This is a genomic window from Enterococcus sp. AZ078, assembly GCF_051714985.1.
Taxonomy (GTDB): domain Bacteria; phylum Bacillota; class Bacilli; order Lactobacillales; family Enterococcaceae; genus Enterococcus_B; species Enterococcus_B hirae.
Genome location: NZ_JBIOSW010000001.1, coordinates 392,806 through 407,473, shown reverse-complemented (window position 1 = coordinate 407,473; position 14,668 = coordinate 392,806). Strand labels below are relative to the sequence as shown.

14 protein-coding genes are annotated in these 14,668 nt (G+C 38.2%); 4 read left to right on the top strand and 10 right to left on the bottom strand.

All coding sequences use genetic code 11. The features are described 5' to 3' along the window. Positions 1-83: 83 nt before the first annotated feature. Positions 84-587: a QueT transporter family protein gene (locus IGJ18_RS01835; RefSeq protein ID WP_010720160.1), complete on the bottom strand. Its 504-nt coding sequence runs from the start codon at positions 585-587 to the stop codon at positions 84-86. 426 nt (positions 588-1,013) lie between these two features. On the opposite strand from IGJ18_RS01835, the gene IGJ18_RS01830 reads away from it, so the two are divergent. Further along, complete coding sequence (locus IGJ18_RS01830) at positions 1,014-1,991, top strand: diacylglycerol/lipid kinase family protein (RefSeq protein ID WP_438842791.1); 978 nt, start codon at positions 1,014-1,016, stop codon at positions 1,989-1,991. Positions 1,992-2,417: 426 nt separating this feature from the next. Here IGJ18_RS01830 and recD2 read toward each other — a convergent pair whose 3' ends face one another. The 4 genes from recD2 to IGJ18_RS01810 form a co-directional block, all read right to left on the bottom strand. Then, positions 2,418-5,033 (bottom strand): SF1B family DNA helicase RecD2, encoded by a 2,616-nt coding sequence (gene recD2, locus IGJ18_RS01825; protein ID WP_438842790.1) that lies wholly within the window; start codon positions 5,031-5,033, stop codon positions 2,418-2,420. 19 nt (positions 5,034-5,052) lie between these two features. Continuing rightward, positions 5,053-5,709 carry a histidine phosphatase family protein gene (locus tag IGJ18_RS01820; RefSeq protein ID WP_438842789.1) on the bottom strand — a complete coding sequence of 219 codons (657 nt, stop codon included), beginning with the start codon at positions 5,707-5,709 and terminating at the stop codon, positions 5,053-5,055. Positions 5,710-5,972: 263 nt separating this feature from the next. After that, positions 5,973-6,476, bottom strand: a complete 504-nt coding sequence (gene trmL, locus IGJ18_RS01815; protein ID WP_010720164.1) for a tRNA (uridine(34)/cytosine(34)/5-carboxymethylaminomethyluridine(34)-2'-O)-methyltransferase TrmL — start codon at positions 6,474-6,476, stop codon at positions 5,973-5,975. Positions 6,477-6,697: 221 nt separating this feature from the next. Then, positions 6,698-7,555: a methyltransferase domain-containing protein gene (locus IGJ18_RS01810; protein ID WP_438842788.1), complete on the bottom strand. Its 858-nt coding sequence runs from the start codon at positions 7,553-7,555 to the stop codon at positions 6,698-6,700. A 140-nt stretch (positions 7,556-7,695) separates the two neighbouring features. Between IGJ18_RS01810 and IGJ18_RS01805 the strand changes: the two genes are divergently transcribed. Beyond that, positions 7,696-8,334, top strand: a complete 639-nt coding sequence (locus tag IGJ18_RS01805) for a copper homeostasis protein CutC (protein WP_010720166.1) — start codon at positions 7,696-7,698, stop codon at positions 8,332-8,334. Between the two features lie 102 nt (positions 8,335-8,436). Here IGJ18_RS01805 and mgtE read toward each other — a convergent pair whose 3' ends face one another. The 4 genes from mgtE to IGJ18_RS01785 are packed head-to-tail and all read right to left on the bottom strand — an operon-like array spanning position 8,437 to position 12,193. Continuing rightward, entirely contained in the window at positions 8,437-9,798 is a 1,362-nt protein-coding gene (mgtE, locus tag IGJ18_RS01800; protein WP_010720167.1) for a magnesium transporter, read from the bottom strand. A 17-nt stretch (positions 9,799-9,815) separates the two neighbouring features. After that, entirely contained in the window at positions 9,816-10,715 is a 900-nt protein-coding gene (locus IGJ18_RS01795) for an RluA family pseudouridine synthase (protein ID WP_010720168.1), read from the bottom strand. 1 nt (position 10,716) lies between these two features. Then, a complete protein-coding gene (locus IGJ18_RS01790) occupies positions 10,717-11,514 on the bottom strand; it encodes an NAD kinase (protein ID WP_010720169.1) in 798 nt (265 codons plus the stop codon). Continuing rightward, a complete protein-coding gene (locus IGJ18_RS01785; protein WP_438842787.1) occupies positions 11,492-12,193 on the bottom strand; it encodes a GTP pyrophosphokinase in 702 nt (233 codons plus the stop codon). The genes IGJ18_RS01790 and IGJ18_RS01785 overlap by 23 nt, the downstream gene beginning before the upstream one ends. Before the next feature lie 130 nt (positions 12,194-12,323). Between IGJ18_RS01785 and IGJ18_RS01780 the strand changes: the two genes are divergently transcribed. Both IGJ18_RS01780 and IGJ18_RS01775 read left to right on the top strand, forming a co-directional pair. After that, a complete protein-coding gene (locus IGJ18_RS01780; protein ID WP_025480558.1) occupies positions 12,324-12,899 on the top strand; it encodes a CYTH domain-containing protein in 576 nt (191 codons plus the stop codon). A 117-nt stretch (positions 12,900-13,016) separates the two neighbouring features. Then, positions 13,017-13,688, top strand: a complete 672-nt coding sequence (locus IGJ18_RS01775; protein WP_034699468.1) for a ClpXP adapter SpxH family protein — start codon at positions 13,017-13,019, stop codon at positions 13,686-13,688. 442 nt (positions 13,689-14,130) lie between these two features. Here IGJ18_RS01775 and IGJ18_RS01770 read toward each other — a convergent pair whose 3' ends face one another. After that, on the bottom strand, positions 14,131-14,643 hold the full coding sequence (locus tag IGJ18_RS01770) for a type 1 glutamine amidotransferase domain-containing protein (RefSeq protein WP_034699465.1): 513 nt from the start codon (positions 14,641-14,643) through the stop codon (positions 14,131-14,133). Positions 14,644-14,668: the final 25 nt, after the last annotated feature.

Below are 14,668 nucleotides of genomic sequence, written 5' to 3'. Positions count from 1 at the left end.
GAATTTCTTTTAACTACTGTTATCCCTTTTTATAAATATATTTTAACTGATTAACAGGTTTTCCTCTATCTACCTATTGATCGCTATACTCTTTTTTCAAAGTCTAGGGAACGATCCAAGTAATACATCAATGGTGCAGAAATAGCCATAATGATGAACTCACTCAAAGCTAGCGTACCGTAAGTTGTCCAAAATGCTTGTCCACCAGTTGGTACCAACATGTACGCAATCAATCCCATACTAATTGTAAAGAAAAGCGTATTTAATGCTAATCTTATTTTGACATTCTTTACTTTATTTTGTAGCAAAGCAGTCAACCCCAATGAAATCAAGGTTTGTCCCCCACCATAGACCACATCTAATATACCAAAACCAAAAAATGCGTTATAGACAATGACGCCACCTAACACGCCCCAAAGTAATTTCCGGTTGAAGACTACTAAGTGATTCAAGCTTTCAGAAATACGAAATTGAATAGGTCCAGAAGAGACTGGTGCCACTAAAATCGTAAGTGCCAAATACAAAGCCATAATAATTCCATTTACTACAACGACCATCAATCGTTGGCGTTCCACCGTTTTTTGCATAAAATATTCCTCATTTCTCCTAGTTTTTTTAATGCGGGATGGTTGATGAACCGCAGCTGTCATAAGCAAGGATTCATTATAGCAGATATCCCCGCGATTTGAAACTGCTCCTACAAAAAACGTTCTCTAAATATAAGTCTTTTGCTTCTATGCTATTTATTCAAATCAGGGTGAACTTTATCTCTTATTTATGCACGGTGCTTTTTCAAAATTCCTCTTCTCTGCTATAATAGCCAAGGATAAAAAATAATGTTTGTTTTCTTAGTTTCGCTAAGACACAAACCATGTAAAATTAACGATAGAAGTTTCAGTTGCTTGTTCACTAAATGACTAAGCAAAAAATAGTTTGATCATTTTTTCTATTTTAATGAATGAGTGGAATGAGTGAGATTTACTCATCTTCTGAATCAGATGCAGGAGGTAAAAATGAATTTCCATTATTACTTATTGATCAATCCAGCTGCTGGAAGTGGTGCTGGTAAAAAAGTAGCAGAAAAAATGATTCCGCTATTTGCCGAAAAAAAGGTTCACTATTCGATCCAATACAGTGAGTATCCAGGGCATGATGCTAAAATTGCCGAAGAGTTAGCGAAAGAAACATTAGTTGAATGGACAGACGAACTACAAGAAAGCGAGTCTGAATTTCCCCTACTCGTGATCATCGGTGGCGATGGTACACTGCATCAAGTGTTAAATACCTTTTATCAACTAGATGTGGCATTTCCAGTAGCCTATATTCCCGCAGGCTCTGGCAATGATTTCGCTCGAGGGATTGGGTTACCTAGAAATGCCGAGAAAGCATTAGAAAATATCCTAAAGACGAACAAACCTCAAGAAATCAACCTCTTAACTTACGAGGAAAAAGTGAGTGACAAACAAGGTGTAGTAGTAAACAATTTTGGTATTGGCTTAGATGCGGCAATCGTCCATGCTACAAACCACTCTACTTCAAAAACAAAATTAAATAAATATAATTTAGGTTCTTTTGCTTACCTATTTTCTATCCTACGTGTCTTTTTTTGGCAAAAAGGGTTTCCAATCTTAGTGGACATTGGCGGAAAACAAATCAGTTTTGACAAAGCCTTTTTATGTACTGCAACGAACCATCCTTATTTTGGTGGCGGTGTAGCGATTGCGCCGACAGCAGAAATTGCCAAACCAACGATCGATCTAGTTGTTGTTGAACGAGTGAATTTATTCAAAATCTTGGGAATCATCTTCTTATTACTACAGAAAAAGCAAATGAAATCAAAAAATTTCCATCATTTTACTACTAGCAGATTGCGCATACTATCAACTGTTCCTCAGTATGGTCAAGAAGATGGTGAAGATAGCCAAAAACAACCTTTTGATTTGCAATTAGCTACCAAAAAGCAACTGTTTTGGTGTAACGTGTCACATTGATTTTGCCTATTTTATATACATTTTCTTCCATGGGTAAGATAACCCTATAAAAAGAGCTGGAGATATTGAAGAGACCGCAAAAGTCAGACTTGTTGGGCTAACTTTTGCGGTCTTTATCTATCTCTTGGCTCTTAAAAAATAAGTAACATTCTCATTAGGAGCGATTCAAGTGAACCTGAGCCAAAACTTGCCTCAGGCTCTTCTACCGATCTCTAAAAACGGATAAACGGTGTTCAAACATCAGCTCCTTGAAATAAGCCTGAATTTTTCAAAACATGAGAAGCTGTTTCAAAAAATTCTTTCTTATTGTCATCAGAGCTACCCGATGTTTTCACGACCTCTTGCTAAACGGTGTTCAAGAAGCAACTCCTCAACAATAAGCGATGATTTTCTAAAATATGAGGAGCTATTTAAAAAAATCCTCTCTTATTCGGAGCTAAACACTTCTTTCACAGCCTCTTGCTCCATCCCAATCATTGGATCAATCCACTGTTTTTCAATCGCTTCGGTTGTTAAAATATATGTTTTTGGTAGTTGCTCTGTTGGTGCTTCTTCCATCACTTTTGATTCGACAGCCGTTTCGGTTGTGTCTTGTTCTACTGATAAAGTAAAGAGATCATCGCCAACATTTCCCTCCGTTGAATCTACGGCATTTTCTTGAGTGGCTTGTTGACTTGTCTCTGCTTTTACGGGATGAGCAGTTTCTCCCGCCTTGGTATAATTTCCTTCTTCAAAAGGATCATTACCTACAAGGGAATCTTCATAAGCGACAAGTTTCGTTCGTGTAACAAGACTCATACTGTCATTTTCTTCGATCCGTTTCTTCAATGTCGTCATTCGACTAGCCGATTCATTCGCAACGCAAGTAACGTAAGCTTGTTCTTCCCCTAGTAGAATCAATAGTTCTTTACTTCTTGTGACAGCCGTGTAGAGAAGATTCCGTTGCAACATCCTTTGGTACTGATGAACCATCGGCAAAATGACCATCTTAAATTCGCTTCCTTGAGATTTATGGATCGAGCAACAATAAGAAAGGGTGATTTTATTCCATTCATTGCGTTTGTAAGTCACTTCATTCGCATCAAATTGAATCACTAATTCATCCACTTTATCTTCTGAATCTTTCGCTAACACGATCCCCGTGATCTCACCCATATCACCATTAAACACATTGAGTTCAGGTGTGTTCACTAATTGTAATACTTTATCACCGATTCGATAAACAGTCTCATTCCAGTGGACTTCTTTCCGTCCTGCACCTCCAGGATTAAAAATCGACTGCATCATTTTGTTTAACGCATCAATACCAGCTGGACCACGGTACATTGGCGCCAAGACTTGGATATCTTGTGCAGTGAAGCCTTTATTTTTAGCTTTTTCAACGATCTTTGCGATTAAAGGTTCGATACTATAGGCATCGCTTCGAAAGAAAGAACGATCTTTTTGATTTTGCAAAAAATCACTTGGTAAATGGCCTTCTTTGATTTCATGAGCAAGGGGGATAATACTTGATCCGTCTCCCTGCCGATAAATTTGATTCAATTCCACTTTCGGGATTTGGTCAATTCCTAATAAATCATGCAAGACTTGTCCCGGTCCGACAGAAGGTAATTGATCTTTATCTCCTACTAAAATCACTTGCATGTTGGTAGGGATAGCTTTAAATAGCGTATTAGCTAGCCATGTATCGACCATCGACATTTCATCGATGATCAACAACCCACCTTCTAATTCTTTCGTACTTACTGAAGGAGATTTTTCTCGACCATTCAAACCTAGTAGTCGATGGATCGTACTGGCAGGTAATCCTGTCGTCTCGTTCATTCGTTTGGCTGCTCGACCAGTTGGTGCAGCCAGTAGGATCGGAAAAATTTCTTGGGTATATTTGTTTGGATCTAATTCTAAGCCATTTAATTCCGCAAACAAATTGACGATTCCATTGATAACTGTTGTTTTCCCTGTGCCGGGACCCCCAGTTAAAATAAATAAAGGTGATCGGATTGCTTCCGAAATTGCTTTTTCTTGCGATTCTCCATATTGGATACCAAATATTTTTTCAATTCGCCGAATGTTTTTCTGCACTTCTTTTTCGTCATAGTTGATTTCTTTTTTTCGACTAAGTAACCGTTGAATCGAGTTACCGATCCCCCATTCTGAGAAATACAGACTATTTTCATAGAGATTGGTTTCTTCTTGTTGGATCTTACCTTCTTCCACAAGTTGAATAATGACCGTCGCCACTTGATCAGGTTGGATCTCAATTGGTCGACTGGTTTCCAGAATTTTGATTGTTTGATGAAGAAGCGTTTCAGCTGGTACATATGTATCGCCAGTTTGAACAGCATGTTGAAAAATCTGATGTAAAACTGCAGCTCGAATCCGTCTTGGTGAATCAGCCGCGATCCCTAATTGTTCTGCAAGATTATCTGCTCTTTTAAAGCCGATCCCTTCCACATCTTCGACTAACTGATAGGGATTTTCCTGGATGATATCTAAAGCTTCATTTTTATATGCTTGATAGATACTAAAAGCTAACTGACTACCAAAGCCATAACGATTCAAGCCCATGATCACTTGATCCATCCCATGGTTCAAACGAATCGTCTCAACGATCATATCTCTTTTGGCCTGATTCAAGCCTGCGATTTGTTCTAATACGGACGGCTCTTCGATGATTTTTTCAATCGCTTCTTCACCTAGTTTCTCCACGATCTTCTCAGCTGTTTTCTTGCCAATCCCAGGAAATTTTTCACTGGATAGATAACCCACGATCCCGTTGACTGTTGTTGGTTTCTCCTGCTCATAGCGTTCAACCTTTAACTGTCGCCCATATTTAGGATGATCGACTAATTCGCCGTAAAAACGATAAAGCTCATTTTCTTGGATTTCACCAAAGCTTCCAGTGACCACAATTTCTTTTTCACGATAGTCAGCTGTTGTTTCAGTGAGCCGAACCAACAGTACTTTATAAAAATTACTTGGATTTTGAAAAAAGATTGCGGCAACTGTACCAACAAAATAAGGCATTTCTTCTGGCTGCATCTTGCCGCCTCCTTTCCAATTAGAGTAATGGTTCTGGTTTTGTCTCTTTTCCTAAAAAGTCAATTTCGTTCCAAACTTTTAGTTCATAAGGCAACAAATTGTTGGGTTCTCCTGTTTCTAAAATCGTCAAACTACTATTATATAAGCCACCCATTTCTCTTAGTTGACTCAGTTTTTTTCCTGTCAACCATTGGATCGTCGCAGTTAATGATGCCCCATGTCCAACAAACAAGATCGGTCCATCATGTAAAGCAACGGCATCAGCCACAACTGTTTCAATACGAGTAATGGCACAATCGATCGCTTCTCCTTTAAAAGGTGTCGGATCATAACGATCTAAGTGGTTACGTAGATTGGGAAGGTTTTCCGGATATCGTTCGTACATTTCATCAATTGATTGACCTTCTAATTCTCCTAAACCCAATTCTCTTAATTTATCAGTATAAATAATTTCGACTGGATGCGCTAATTCCTGATTGATTCCTTCGGCTGTGTCACGGGCACGCTTAGCGGTACTTGAATAGATTGCTTTAAATGGTACATACTTCACTTTTTTACCAAATGCTTTGATTTCCTCATAGCTTTCAGGTAAAAGTGGTGAGTCGCCTTGGCTTCCTTGAAAACGGCGTTCGAGATTCCATTGTGTTTTTCCATGTCGGGTAAAATATAATTCCATTTATATCGGACTCCTTATAGGCTCATTTAGACAAAGATGATGCTACTATTTTATAAAATTTGTTCCTTAAAAACAAAGAACTCCTTCAATAAAAAGTCCTTGTGATTATTCGTATTGAATCAGAATACTTGATAAATGACCTCTTGATAAACGGTATTTTCCAAGTTGATTCTGTGCATTAAGTCCAAACCAAGTAAAACATGAAAAGCTGTTTTTCTTTGTTTCTCCTTAATGCTTGAATCAGAGCACTTGGAAAATGACCTCTAGTCTAGTTTATCATTTTCATAATGGTGCGTTAACTCTAAATTAGGAAATCCTTGTTGGCGCAATGCTTCATAGACGATCATTGCAGCCGTATTTGAGAGATTCAATGAACGGACATGTTCGTCATTCATTGGGATTCTTAAACATTTTTCTTCATTTTCACGCATAAATTCTTCAGGTAATCCTGTTGTCTCCTTGCCGAATAAAAAGAAATGGTCTTCTCCATCAGCAAAATTTTCGTCACTATATACTTTATGGGCAAACTTCGATACCAAATGAAGTTTACGTTCCCCTAAATAAGCCATAAAAGCATCTAAATTTTGATGATAGGTAATATTGACATCGTTCCAATAATCCAATCCTGCACGTTTTAGATGTTTATCATCTGTTGAAAATCCTAACGGTTCAATCAAGTGCAAGGGCGTATTGGTTGCTGCACAAGTTCGGGCAATGTTTCCAGTATTTGCTGGAATCAATGGTTCAAATAAAACGATATGGTTCATTAAGATCCATCCTCTCATCTATATGTTAACTAACTAGTAGTGATTTTGGCATAAAAAAAAACGTATCAACTCGGTGTCAGTCACTGCGAGTCGTTACGTTAGTGAAGCTCTTCTCACTAACTTTTATCAGAACAGGAACCTGATAAAAACCAATGAAAAAACAACTTGTCGTTACTATATCATCAACAAACTCTTTTTGCAACCTTTAGAAATGAATAATTTCATTGCAATCGTTTTCTCTTATTTCCTTTTAATAATTCTACGTCAATTGTAATCTTTTTCAAAGGATTCTGGTACACACGCTCTTTGACGTCTTGACTGACTTGCCATTCGAGCGGAGACATCGCTAACAAATCTTGCCGATTTTTTTCTGGGATATCAAATTCGTAAGTAACACGCCGACGTTCAGTCAATTCTAGGGACTCCGCAAACTTAGCCACCACTCGTTCATTTGAATACTGTTGTTTCTCAGGCTGATCTGGATAAAACGCTTGGCGTAATTCTTTTAAATAATCTTGTTGCGGAACGATTTTCAAGACTTCCCCATCATCGGTTAGCACACGTTGAAATTCTTTATAGTGAGAAGGCGAAAAAATATTTAGAATCGTAGTAAATGTTTGGTCTTCAAAAGGAAGATTGGTTAAATCTGCTACACACCAAAACGCCTCGACCGGCTGAGCAGTAGCCGCATAAACACCTTCTTTAGAAAGATCAAAACCTACGGCCTTTTTCAACGGTTGCAGTCGTGCTAATTCATTTAAAAAGCTTCCTTCGCCACAGCCAACATCTAAGACCTCTGATCCCTGCGATACTTGTTGTGCTAACAAGTCGATCACTGGCTGATACATCCCTGCTTGGATCATTCTACGTCTGGGATCAAACATACTCTGATCATATTCCGTTTTTACCCCATGAGATAAAAAGTAAAGCGTGCCTTTTTTGGATAAGTCGAAGCGATGGTTCTGATGACAAACCAAACCGTTCTCAGTGACTGCTACTCCAGCATGGCAAAGTGGGCATCGGAACAGCTGTTGATTTTCCTTTAAAAATTGGCGACCTTGATCAATTTTTTTTAACATTTTTTTTGCTCATTTCTTGTTTTAATCGTTGAATATTGCTTTATTCCCTTTTCATCTTACCGTTAGAAGAAAACTTTAGCAACTACAAAAAATATGGTACAATTTTAGAAGAAGAAGGCGAATGATAAAGGAGCAGGCAAATGATCAAAGAATTTTGTGCAGAAAATTATACTTCCATTCCTCTAGCAATTGCTAAGGGAGCGAACCGGATCGAATTATGCGATAACTTAGCTGCTGGCGGAACCACACCTAGCACCGGAGTGATCGAAGAAGTTTTAAGCTATGCCAATGAAAAAGAAGTACCTGTAATGACAATTATCCGACCACGAGGTGGCGATTTTGTCTATAATGATATTGAATTAAAGATCATGCATACTGATTTAATCGAAGCGAAGAAATTAGGTACAGATGGCGTAGTTATAGGCTGTTTGACTCCTTCAAATTGGATTGATGAAGAGGCAATGGAATTATTGATCGAAACCTCAGAAGGACTACAAATCACGTTCCACATGGCTTTTGATTGTATCCCGCAAGAACGGCAATTTGAAGCAATTGATTGGCTGGTTGAACACGGTGTAGACCGTATTTTAACTCATGGTGGAGATGCGAACGCACCAATTGAAGCCAATTTTGACCATTTAAAAAAATTGATTGCTTATGCTGACGGACGTCTGATCATCTTACCTGGTGGCAAGATCGATTACAAAAATGCAGAACATGTTGCCAAAGAACTAGGCGTGAATGAAGTTCATGGAACAAAGATCGTTTCATTCGACTAAATTTTTTCTAGTAATAATAAAAACGTAAGAAGCAAGTTGATTACTTTGCTCCTTACGTTTTTTATTTTTATCACAGACTTGTTACCATCTCAAAAGGAATGGCTACATAAAATACCCCATAAACAATGAAGCGATGTTGAAATAGATCAAGACACTAGTCAAATCGCTCAAGGTGGTAATAAAAGGACCACTAGCCACGGCAGGATCAAACCCTAAGCGATCCATCAACATCGGAATCAAGCTTCCTGCCAAGTTGGCTACAGTAATCGCAAATAACATGGCAATCCCAATCACAAAGCCTAAAATAAAGTTATGTTTCCAAATTCCTACAATCAAAAAGATCGTCAAGCCAGTGATTGCCCCTGTCACAAGTCCTGTGAGTACTTCAGCTAGAATCAAACGGACAAAACCAGCATCTTTGTCGTCAGAAACAGCCAAACGACGAACTGCAACCGCCAATGATTGGGTGCCAGCATTCCCCGCAGTTCCGGTGATCAACGAAATGAAGACGGCTAAAATACTTGCTTCACTCACCAGTTCTTCGTAATGGCTGATCAACGAAGCCGTAGACATCCCTAAAAATAATAAGGTGATCAACCAAGGAAGACGTCTAGCAGCTGACTTCACGGGATTTTCATTGATTTCCTCAACATTGACCCCTGCCAAACCAGAATAATCACTGGCAGCCTCATCATCAATAACGTCAATAATATCATCAACTGTTACGATCCCCAGTAGATGGTCATCGTAATCTGTTACGGGTAATGCTAGAAAGTCATAATCACGAAAGGTTTGCGCGACATCTTCTTGGTCATCTCCCACATGGACGGATAACACACGTTCGCTCATCAAGTCAGAGATCATTGCATCATCATCATTAACGATCAAATCCCGCAATGAAATAACTCCAACCAATTGTTCTTCTTGATTGACGACATAGATATAGTAAATGGTCTCAGCTACATCTGCTTCGTTTTTTAAGACATACATCGCAGAACGAACCGTTTGATTCGCCACGATCGAAACAAATTCTGTCGTCATGATCGCGCCAGCTGTTTCATCTTCATAGTGTAATAACTCTTTGATTTCACTAGCATCGTCAGTAGTCATTAAACTTAAATATTTAGCGACTTGTTTTTTATCTAAGGTATTTAGCAAATCTACCGCATTATCGGTATACATCTCTGAAAGCATTTCTGCAGCATAACTCGGACGCATTTCAGCTAAATACTCTTTCATATATTCATTGTCTTCTTCAATCACATCAAACATATCTGCCAATTCTTTAGGAGATAAGTAGGAATAGATCAGTTGACGATCCTCTTCGTTCAGAGATTGATAGAATTGCCCCTGCTCGTAAATATGCATTTCCAGGAAACTATTTCTAAATTCCTGTAGGTTATTTTCTCTTAAATCCTGTAGTAACTGGGCAAATCGTTCCTCTAGTTCTTGATTTTCATCCAACTCTATCTCACCTCACCCTAACTTTCAAAATGCTGGAGAACAGTCGCCATATCTTTAGCCAAAGGCTGTTTAAATTCCAATCGTTCCTGTGTAAAAGGATGATCAAAACGCAGGTCGTAACAATGTAAAGCTTGTCTTGCTATTCCAAGATCCATACGCCCACCATACATTTCATCTCCTAATAGCGCACAGCCAATTTCTGAAAAATGAACTCTGATTTGATGGGTTCTCCCCGTATGCAGTTGTATATCTACCAAAGCAACCTCTGCGGTGTTTTTCGTTAACCAATATTCGGTTTGTGCGCTTCGCCCAGCTGTCGAAACCATCCGTTTCAGTAAAGAAGATTGGTCTCTCGCAATTGGAAGGTCAATCCAGCCGTGAGGTGCTAATTTAGTTATTTCGCCACTCACAAGTGCTTGGTATTTCTTCACAAATCGTTTTTCTCGAAGCTGTACATCTAACTTTGCATGAGCAAAGCCATGTTTGGCAAACAACATCAACCCAGAAGTATCCCGATCTAGTCTTGTCACCACATGAATGACTTGATTTTCGTAACCTTGTCGTTTGTAATAAGCTTTTACTCGATTAGCCATCGTATAGTTTGGATGATATTGTGCTGGAATCGAAGAAACGCCAGCTGGTTTATTCACAACTAATAGATGTTCATCTTCGTAAACGATCTCGATCGGTGTTTCATCTAAAAGTACCGTTTCGTGTTCGCCTTCTGCTGGAATGACAATCGTTACCTTATCATTGTACGATAGAGAAAACAAGACATTTTCAGTTTGACCATTTACTTTGATCTCGCCACCTTGAAATTTGATTTTCGCTAACAAACCTTTAGAAATTCCTTTTTCTTTTAAAAAATATTTTATCTGCTGCGGATGATTTTTTTCATACGTCCACACAAATTCCATGTTATCCCTCACCAATAAAGGAATCTTTTACACGATGCCAAAAATGCATGTGGCGATAAGAAGCAAAATGAATTCGCTCTTTTGCAATGCGATAATAGATGGAACGAATATTCGATTCCTTAATATCCAATTGGTCGACTGTAACAAGATAATCCTCTGTATTTTCTAATTTGATTTCCAGCCATTCGTCTTGTGCGATGACCATAGGCGAACCGAGTGTACGAAAAACTCGATTATTTAATGAAGCAATTTCAGTTAACTGAAAGGCATTGATACTCGGATGAATAACTGCCCCGCCGATACTTTTATTATAAGCGGTTGAACCTGTTGGCGTAGACACAGCCAATCCGTCCCCTCTGAAACTTTCAAACAATTCATTTTTGATATATACATCGGCAACCATCGTCCGATTTGATCGTTTAATCGTGGATTCATTCAAAGCCAAGAAATGTTTTGCTGGCTTATCATCTAAATAACTGATCTTTATATCGAGCAAAGGATAACTTACACTTTGTTCTTGATTGGTCTGTAAGCTATTGACTAATTCTTCCAATTCATAGTCACGCCAATCCGTATAAAAACCTAAGTGCCCTGTATGGACCCCTAAAAAACGAACTTCATTTAATAGATGGCTATACTTGTGAAAAGCGGACAATAACGTCCCATCACCACCTACGGAAATCACTAAATCGGGGCGTTGTCCGTCGATTTGAATAGCCGATTGTGTCAAAAGAGCTTTCAATCGTTCGGTAACTTCAATTGTTTTCGCTTCTTGGTTATGAACGATCGCTACTTTCATCCGTGGCCTCCTCTTTTTTCTCTCGATTTAATACGGTACGATAGTAAACGTCATCTCGTTTTCCTCTACCATGGGAAAACAGACGTTGAGCTTCTTGGATTTCTTCCCGAATATTGGACATTTCTTCGTCCAATTGATAAGCCGCTTCTGCCGCACGTTGGAGTCTTTCACTCATTTCTTCAGGAAACACGCCTTGATATTTATAGTTCAATGAGTGTTCGATTGTCGCCCAAAAGTTCATAGCTAACGTCCGGATTTGAATTTCAGCTAAAATTTTCTTTTCGCCACTGATCAACTGAACAGGATACTCAATCACTAAATGATACGAACGATACCCACTGGCTTTTTTATTTGTAATATAATCTCTTTCTTGAATCACTTTCATATCTTTTCTTTTACGAATGATATTTACTACTTGGTGGATATCTTCTACAAACTGACACATGATTCGTAATCCAGCAATATCAGACATTTCTTCTTCTAAACGGCTCATCGGAATATGACGCAGCTGTGATTTTGTCACAATGCTATCGACTGGTTTGACTCGTCCAGTAACAAACTCAATCGGAACATGTCGGTTTTGTTCTCTGAATTGCTTACGGATCCCGCGTAACTTTACTTTTAATTCTGATACTGTTTGTTCATACGGTGCTAAAAACTCTTCCCAATCTCGTTCCATCGCTGATCCCTCTACTTCGTTAACATTCTTTTCTATTTTAACATATAAATGAAGTTTTTTTGTACCTCTCGGCTTTTTGTATTGACCAAAAAGGAAAAATTAGGCAGAATGAATGAAAGGGGCGATCATTATGTCTGAAATGTTAGAAATTGAATACAAGTCCATGCTGACGCAACAAGAATATAGTCAATTGATCCAGTATTATCAACTAAAACCAGAAGATTTTACAGTTCAAACGAATATCTATTTTGATACACCAGATGGACAGCTAGCACAAAAAAATTGTGGATTACGCATCCGATTACTTGAAGATCGGGCAGAATATACACTAAAAACACCTGCAAAAGAAGGAAAACTTGAAACCACTGATACTTTAAGCAAAGAGGAAGCACTCTCTTTCATTGAGCAACGTCAATTACCACGTCAGGGTGCTGTTTTTCAAAAATTGTTAGAATTGGCTGTTCCTTCGGATGAATTGGGCAAAATTGGAGACATTACTACCAAACGTGCGGAATTTCACATTGAGGAAGGTCTTTTAGCGATTGATGAAAGTTTTGGAGAACAATTACATGATTTTGAACTGGAGTTAGAAGTATCTGATGCTACTCTTGGTAAATCTGCCTTTTTAGCGTTTTTGGAAAGACATTCTTTCCCTTATCGACCAGCTAAAAATAAAATTCAACGGATGCTAGCAGCGAAAAATTAAAGTTCTATCATTTTCACAAGGCACTTGAGTTCATTTTTTATCATTTTTCTGTTAAGTTATACGTTGTGAATAAAAGAATTCACGAGTTGTATAGAATCTATTTTGGGGGAGATTCATATGATCGAAATTTATTTATTTGTTAATCCTTTGGGGAAACATTGTTTTACACTAGAACAACAGTTATTACAATTTATTGAAGAAGAGTACGGAAAAACATCCAAAGAAAAGATGCAATTTCGTTTTCTGCCTTTAGTTAATTTGCAGACAATTGGGGATGTCATGCAACGTAACGGAATTTCTCAAAACGACCTCGTTACGCGTAACCACTTATTTTCAACTACCTATTCTGCTGCGTTAGACTGTAAAGCGGCACAGTTTCAAGGTAAGAAAAAAGGACGTCAATTTTTGATCAAAATGCAAGAAGCTGTAGGTTGTAATAAAGTACCGTATTCTCCAGAACTTGCTGAATCACTTTTTGCAGAAGTCGGCGGCGATATCGAGATGTTCAAAGAAGATCGTCAATCCGAGTTTGTTAAAGAAGTTTTTTTCTCTGATCAAAAAATTGCTCGAGAAATGGGCATCACCAAACATCCTTCTGCTGTAGTGTATAACTACTCCTGTGAACAAGACTTTGGTGTCTTAATTGAAGGCACAAATACAGTCCGAAAAATAAAAGAACTTTGTAAGACTAAAAATGATTCTTATCAAATTTTTGATGGTGAACATTTACATACAAATGATTCTCGCTTACAACCAGGAAGTAGCCATTTATATTTACTCTCTAACTAATCATGTCAAGAACCATTCGTTTCACTAACTAACCGTTTTTCAAGTACTTAGATCGCTAAGTATTCGAAAAACGGTTATTTGGTGCTTGTAGAAAAATATGGGAATCTTTACCAACATGGACTAATAGCATCGCATCGTCTGAGGTTGAGATAAAAGTGTGTAGCATCAAGAAATAAGAAAGAGTTTTTCGAAAAACGACAAAAAGCAATCGCATCCTTCAGAAAATAGCTGATGCCATTTTCGACCGATACGACTGCTTTTTTTAATGAGACTGGGACAAAAGCAGCATCTTCGGAAAATTTGCCGAAATTTACCAAAAATTTGAGAAGCACCAAGTAGGTAACAATCAACATCAAAAACTAGTTTTTGTGTTTCTTGTCGATTTTCGGAAATTCCTTCTTATTTCTTGATGCTAAACACTATTCTCTCAACCTCTTTCAAATTAGCTTCCTAGTGCTTCAACGATTGCTTCGTTAAATGCTGGAATATCATCAGGATTTCGGCTAGTAATCAAGCCTCGATCAATTACCACTGGCTCATCCTTCACGACGGCACCGGCATATTCGATATCTGGACGTACCGTATCATAAGCTGTCATTGTCCGTCCTTCAGTTAAACCTGTTTGAATAAATAATTGTGGACCGTGACAAATTGCAAATAACGGTTGATCATTTTTTAAAAAGTAAGAAACAAAATCAACGAATCGTTGATCTGCTCGTAATTGATCCGGTGAAAATCCCCCTGGTATCAATAGCGCATCGAAGTCTTCAGGAGAAACATCTGCAATACTTTGTTCGACTGTGAATTCTGCGCCTTTTTTTCCTTTGATTGTTTGATTTCCTTCAAACCCAATCAAAGTCACTGTATGTCCAGCTTTTTCTAGTGCTTCTTTCGGTGACGTTAGTTCCACATCTTCAACTAAATCTGTAACGATTGCTGCAACTTTTTTTGCCATTTGTTCTCTTCCTTTCTTATCGCTT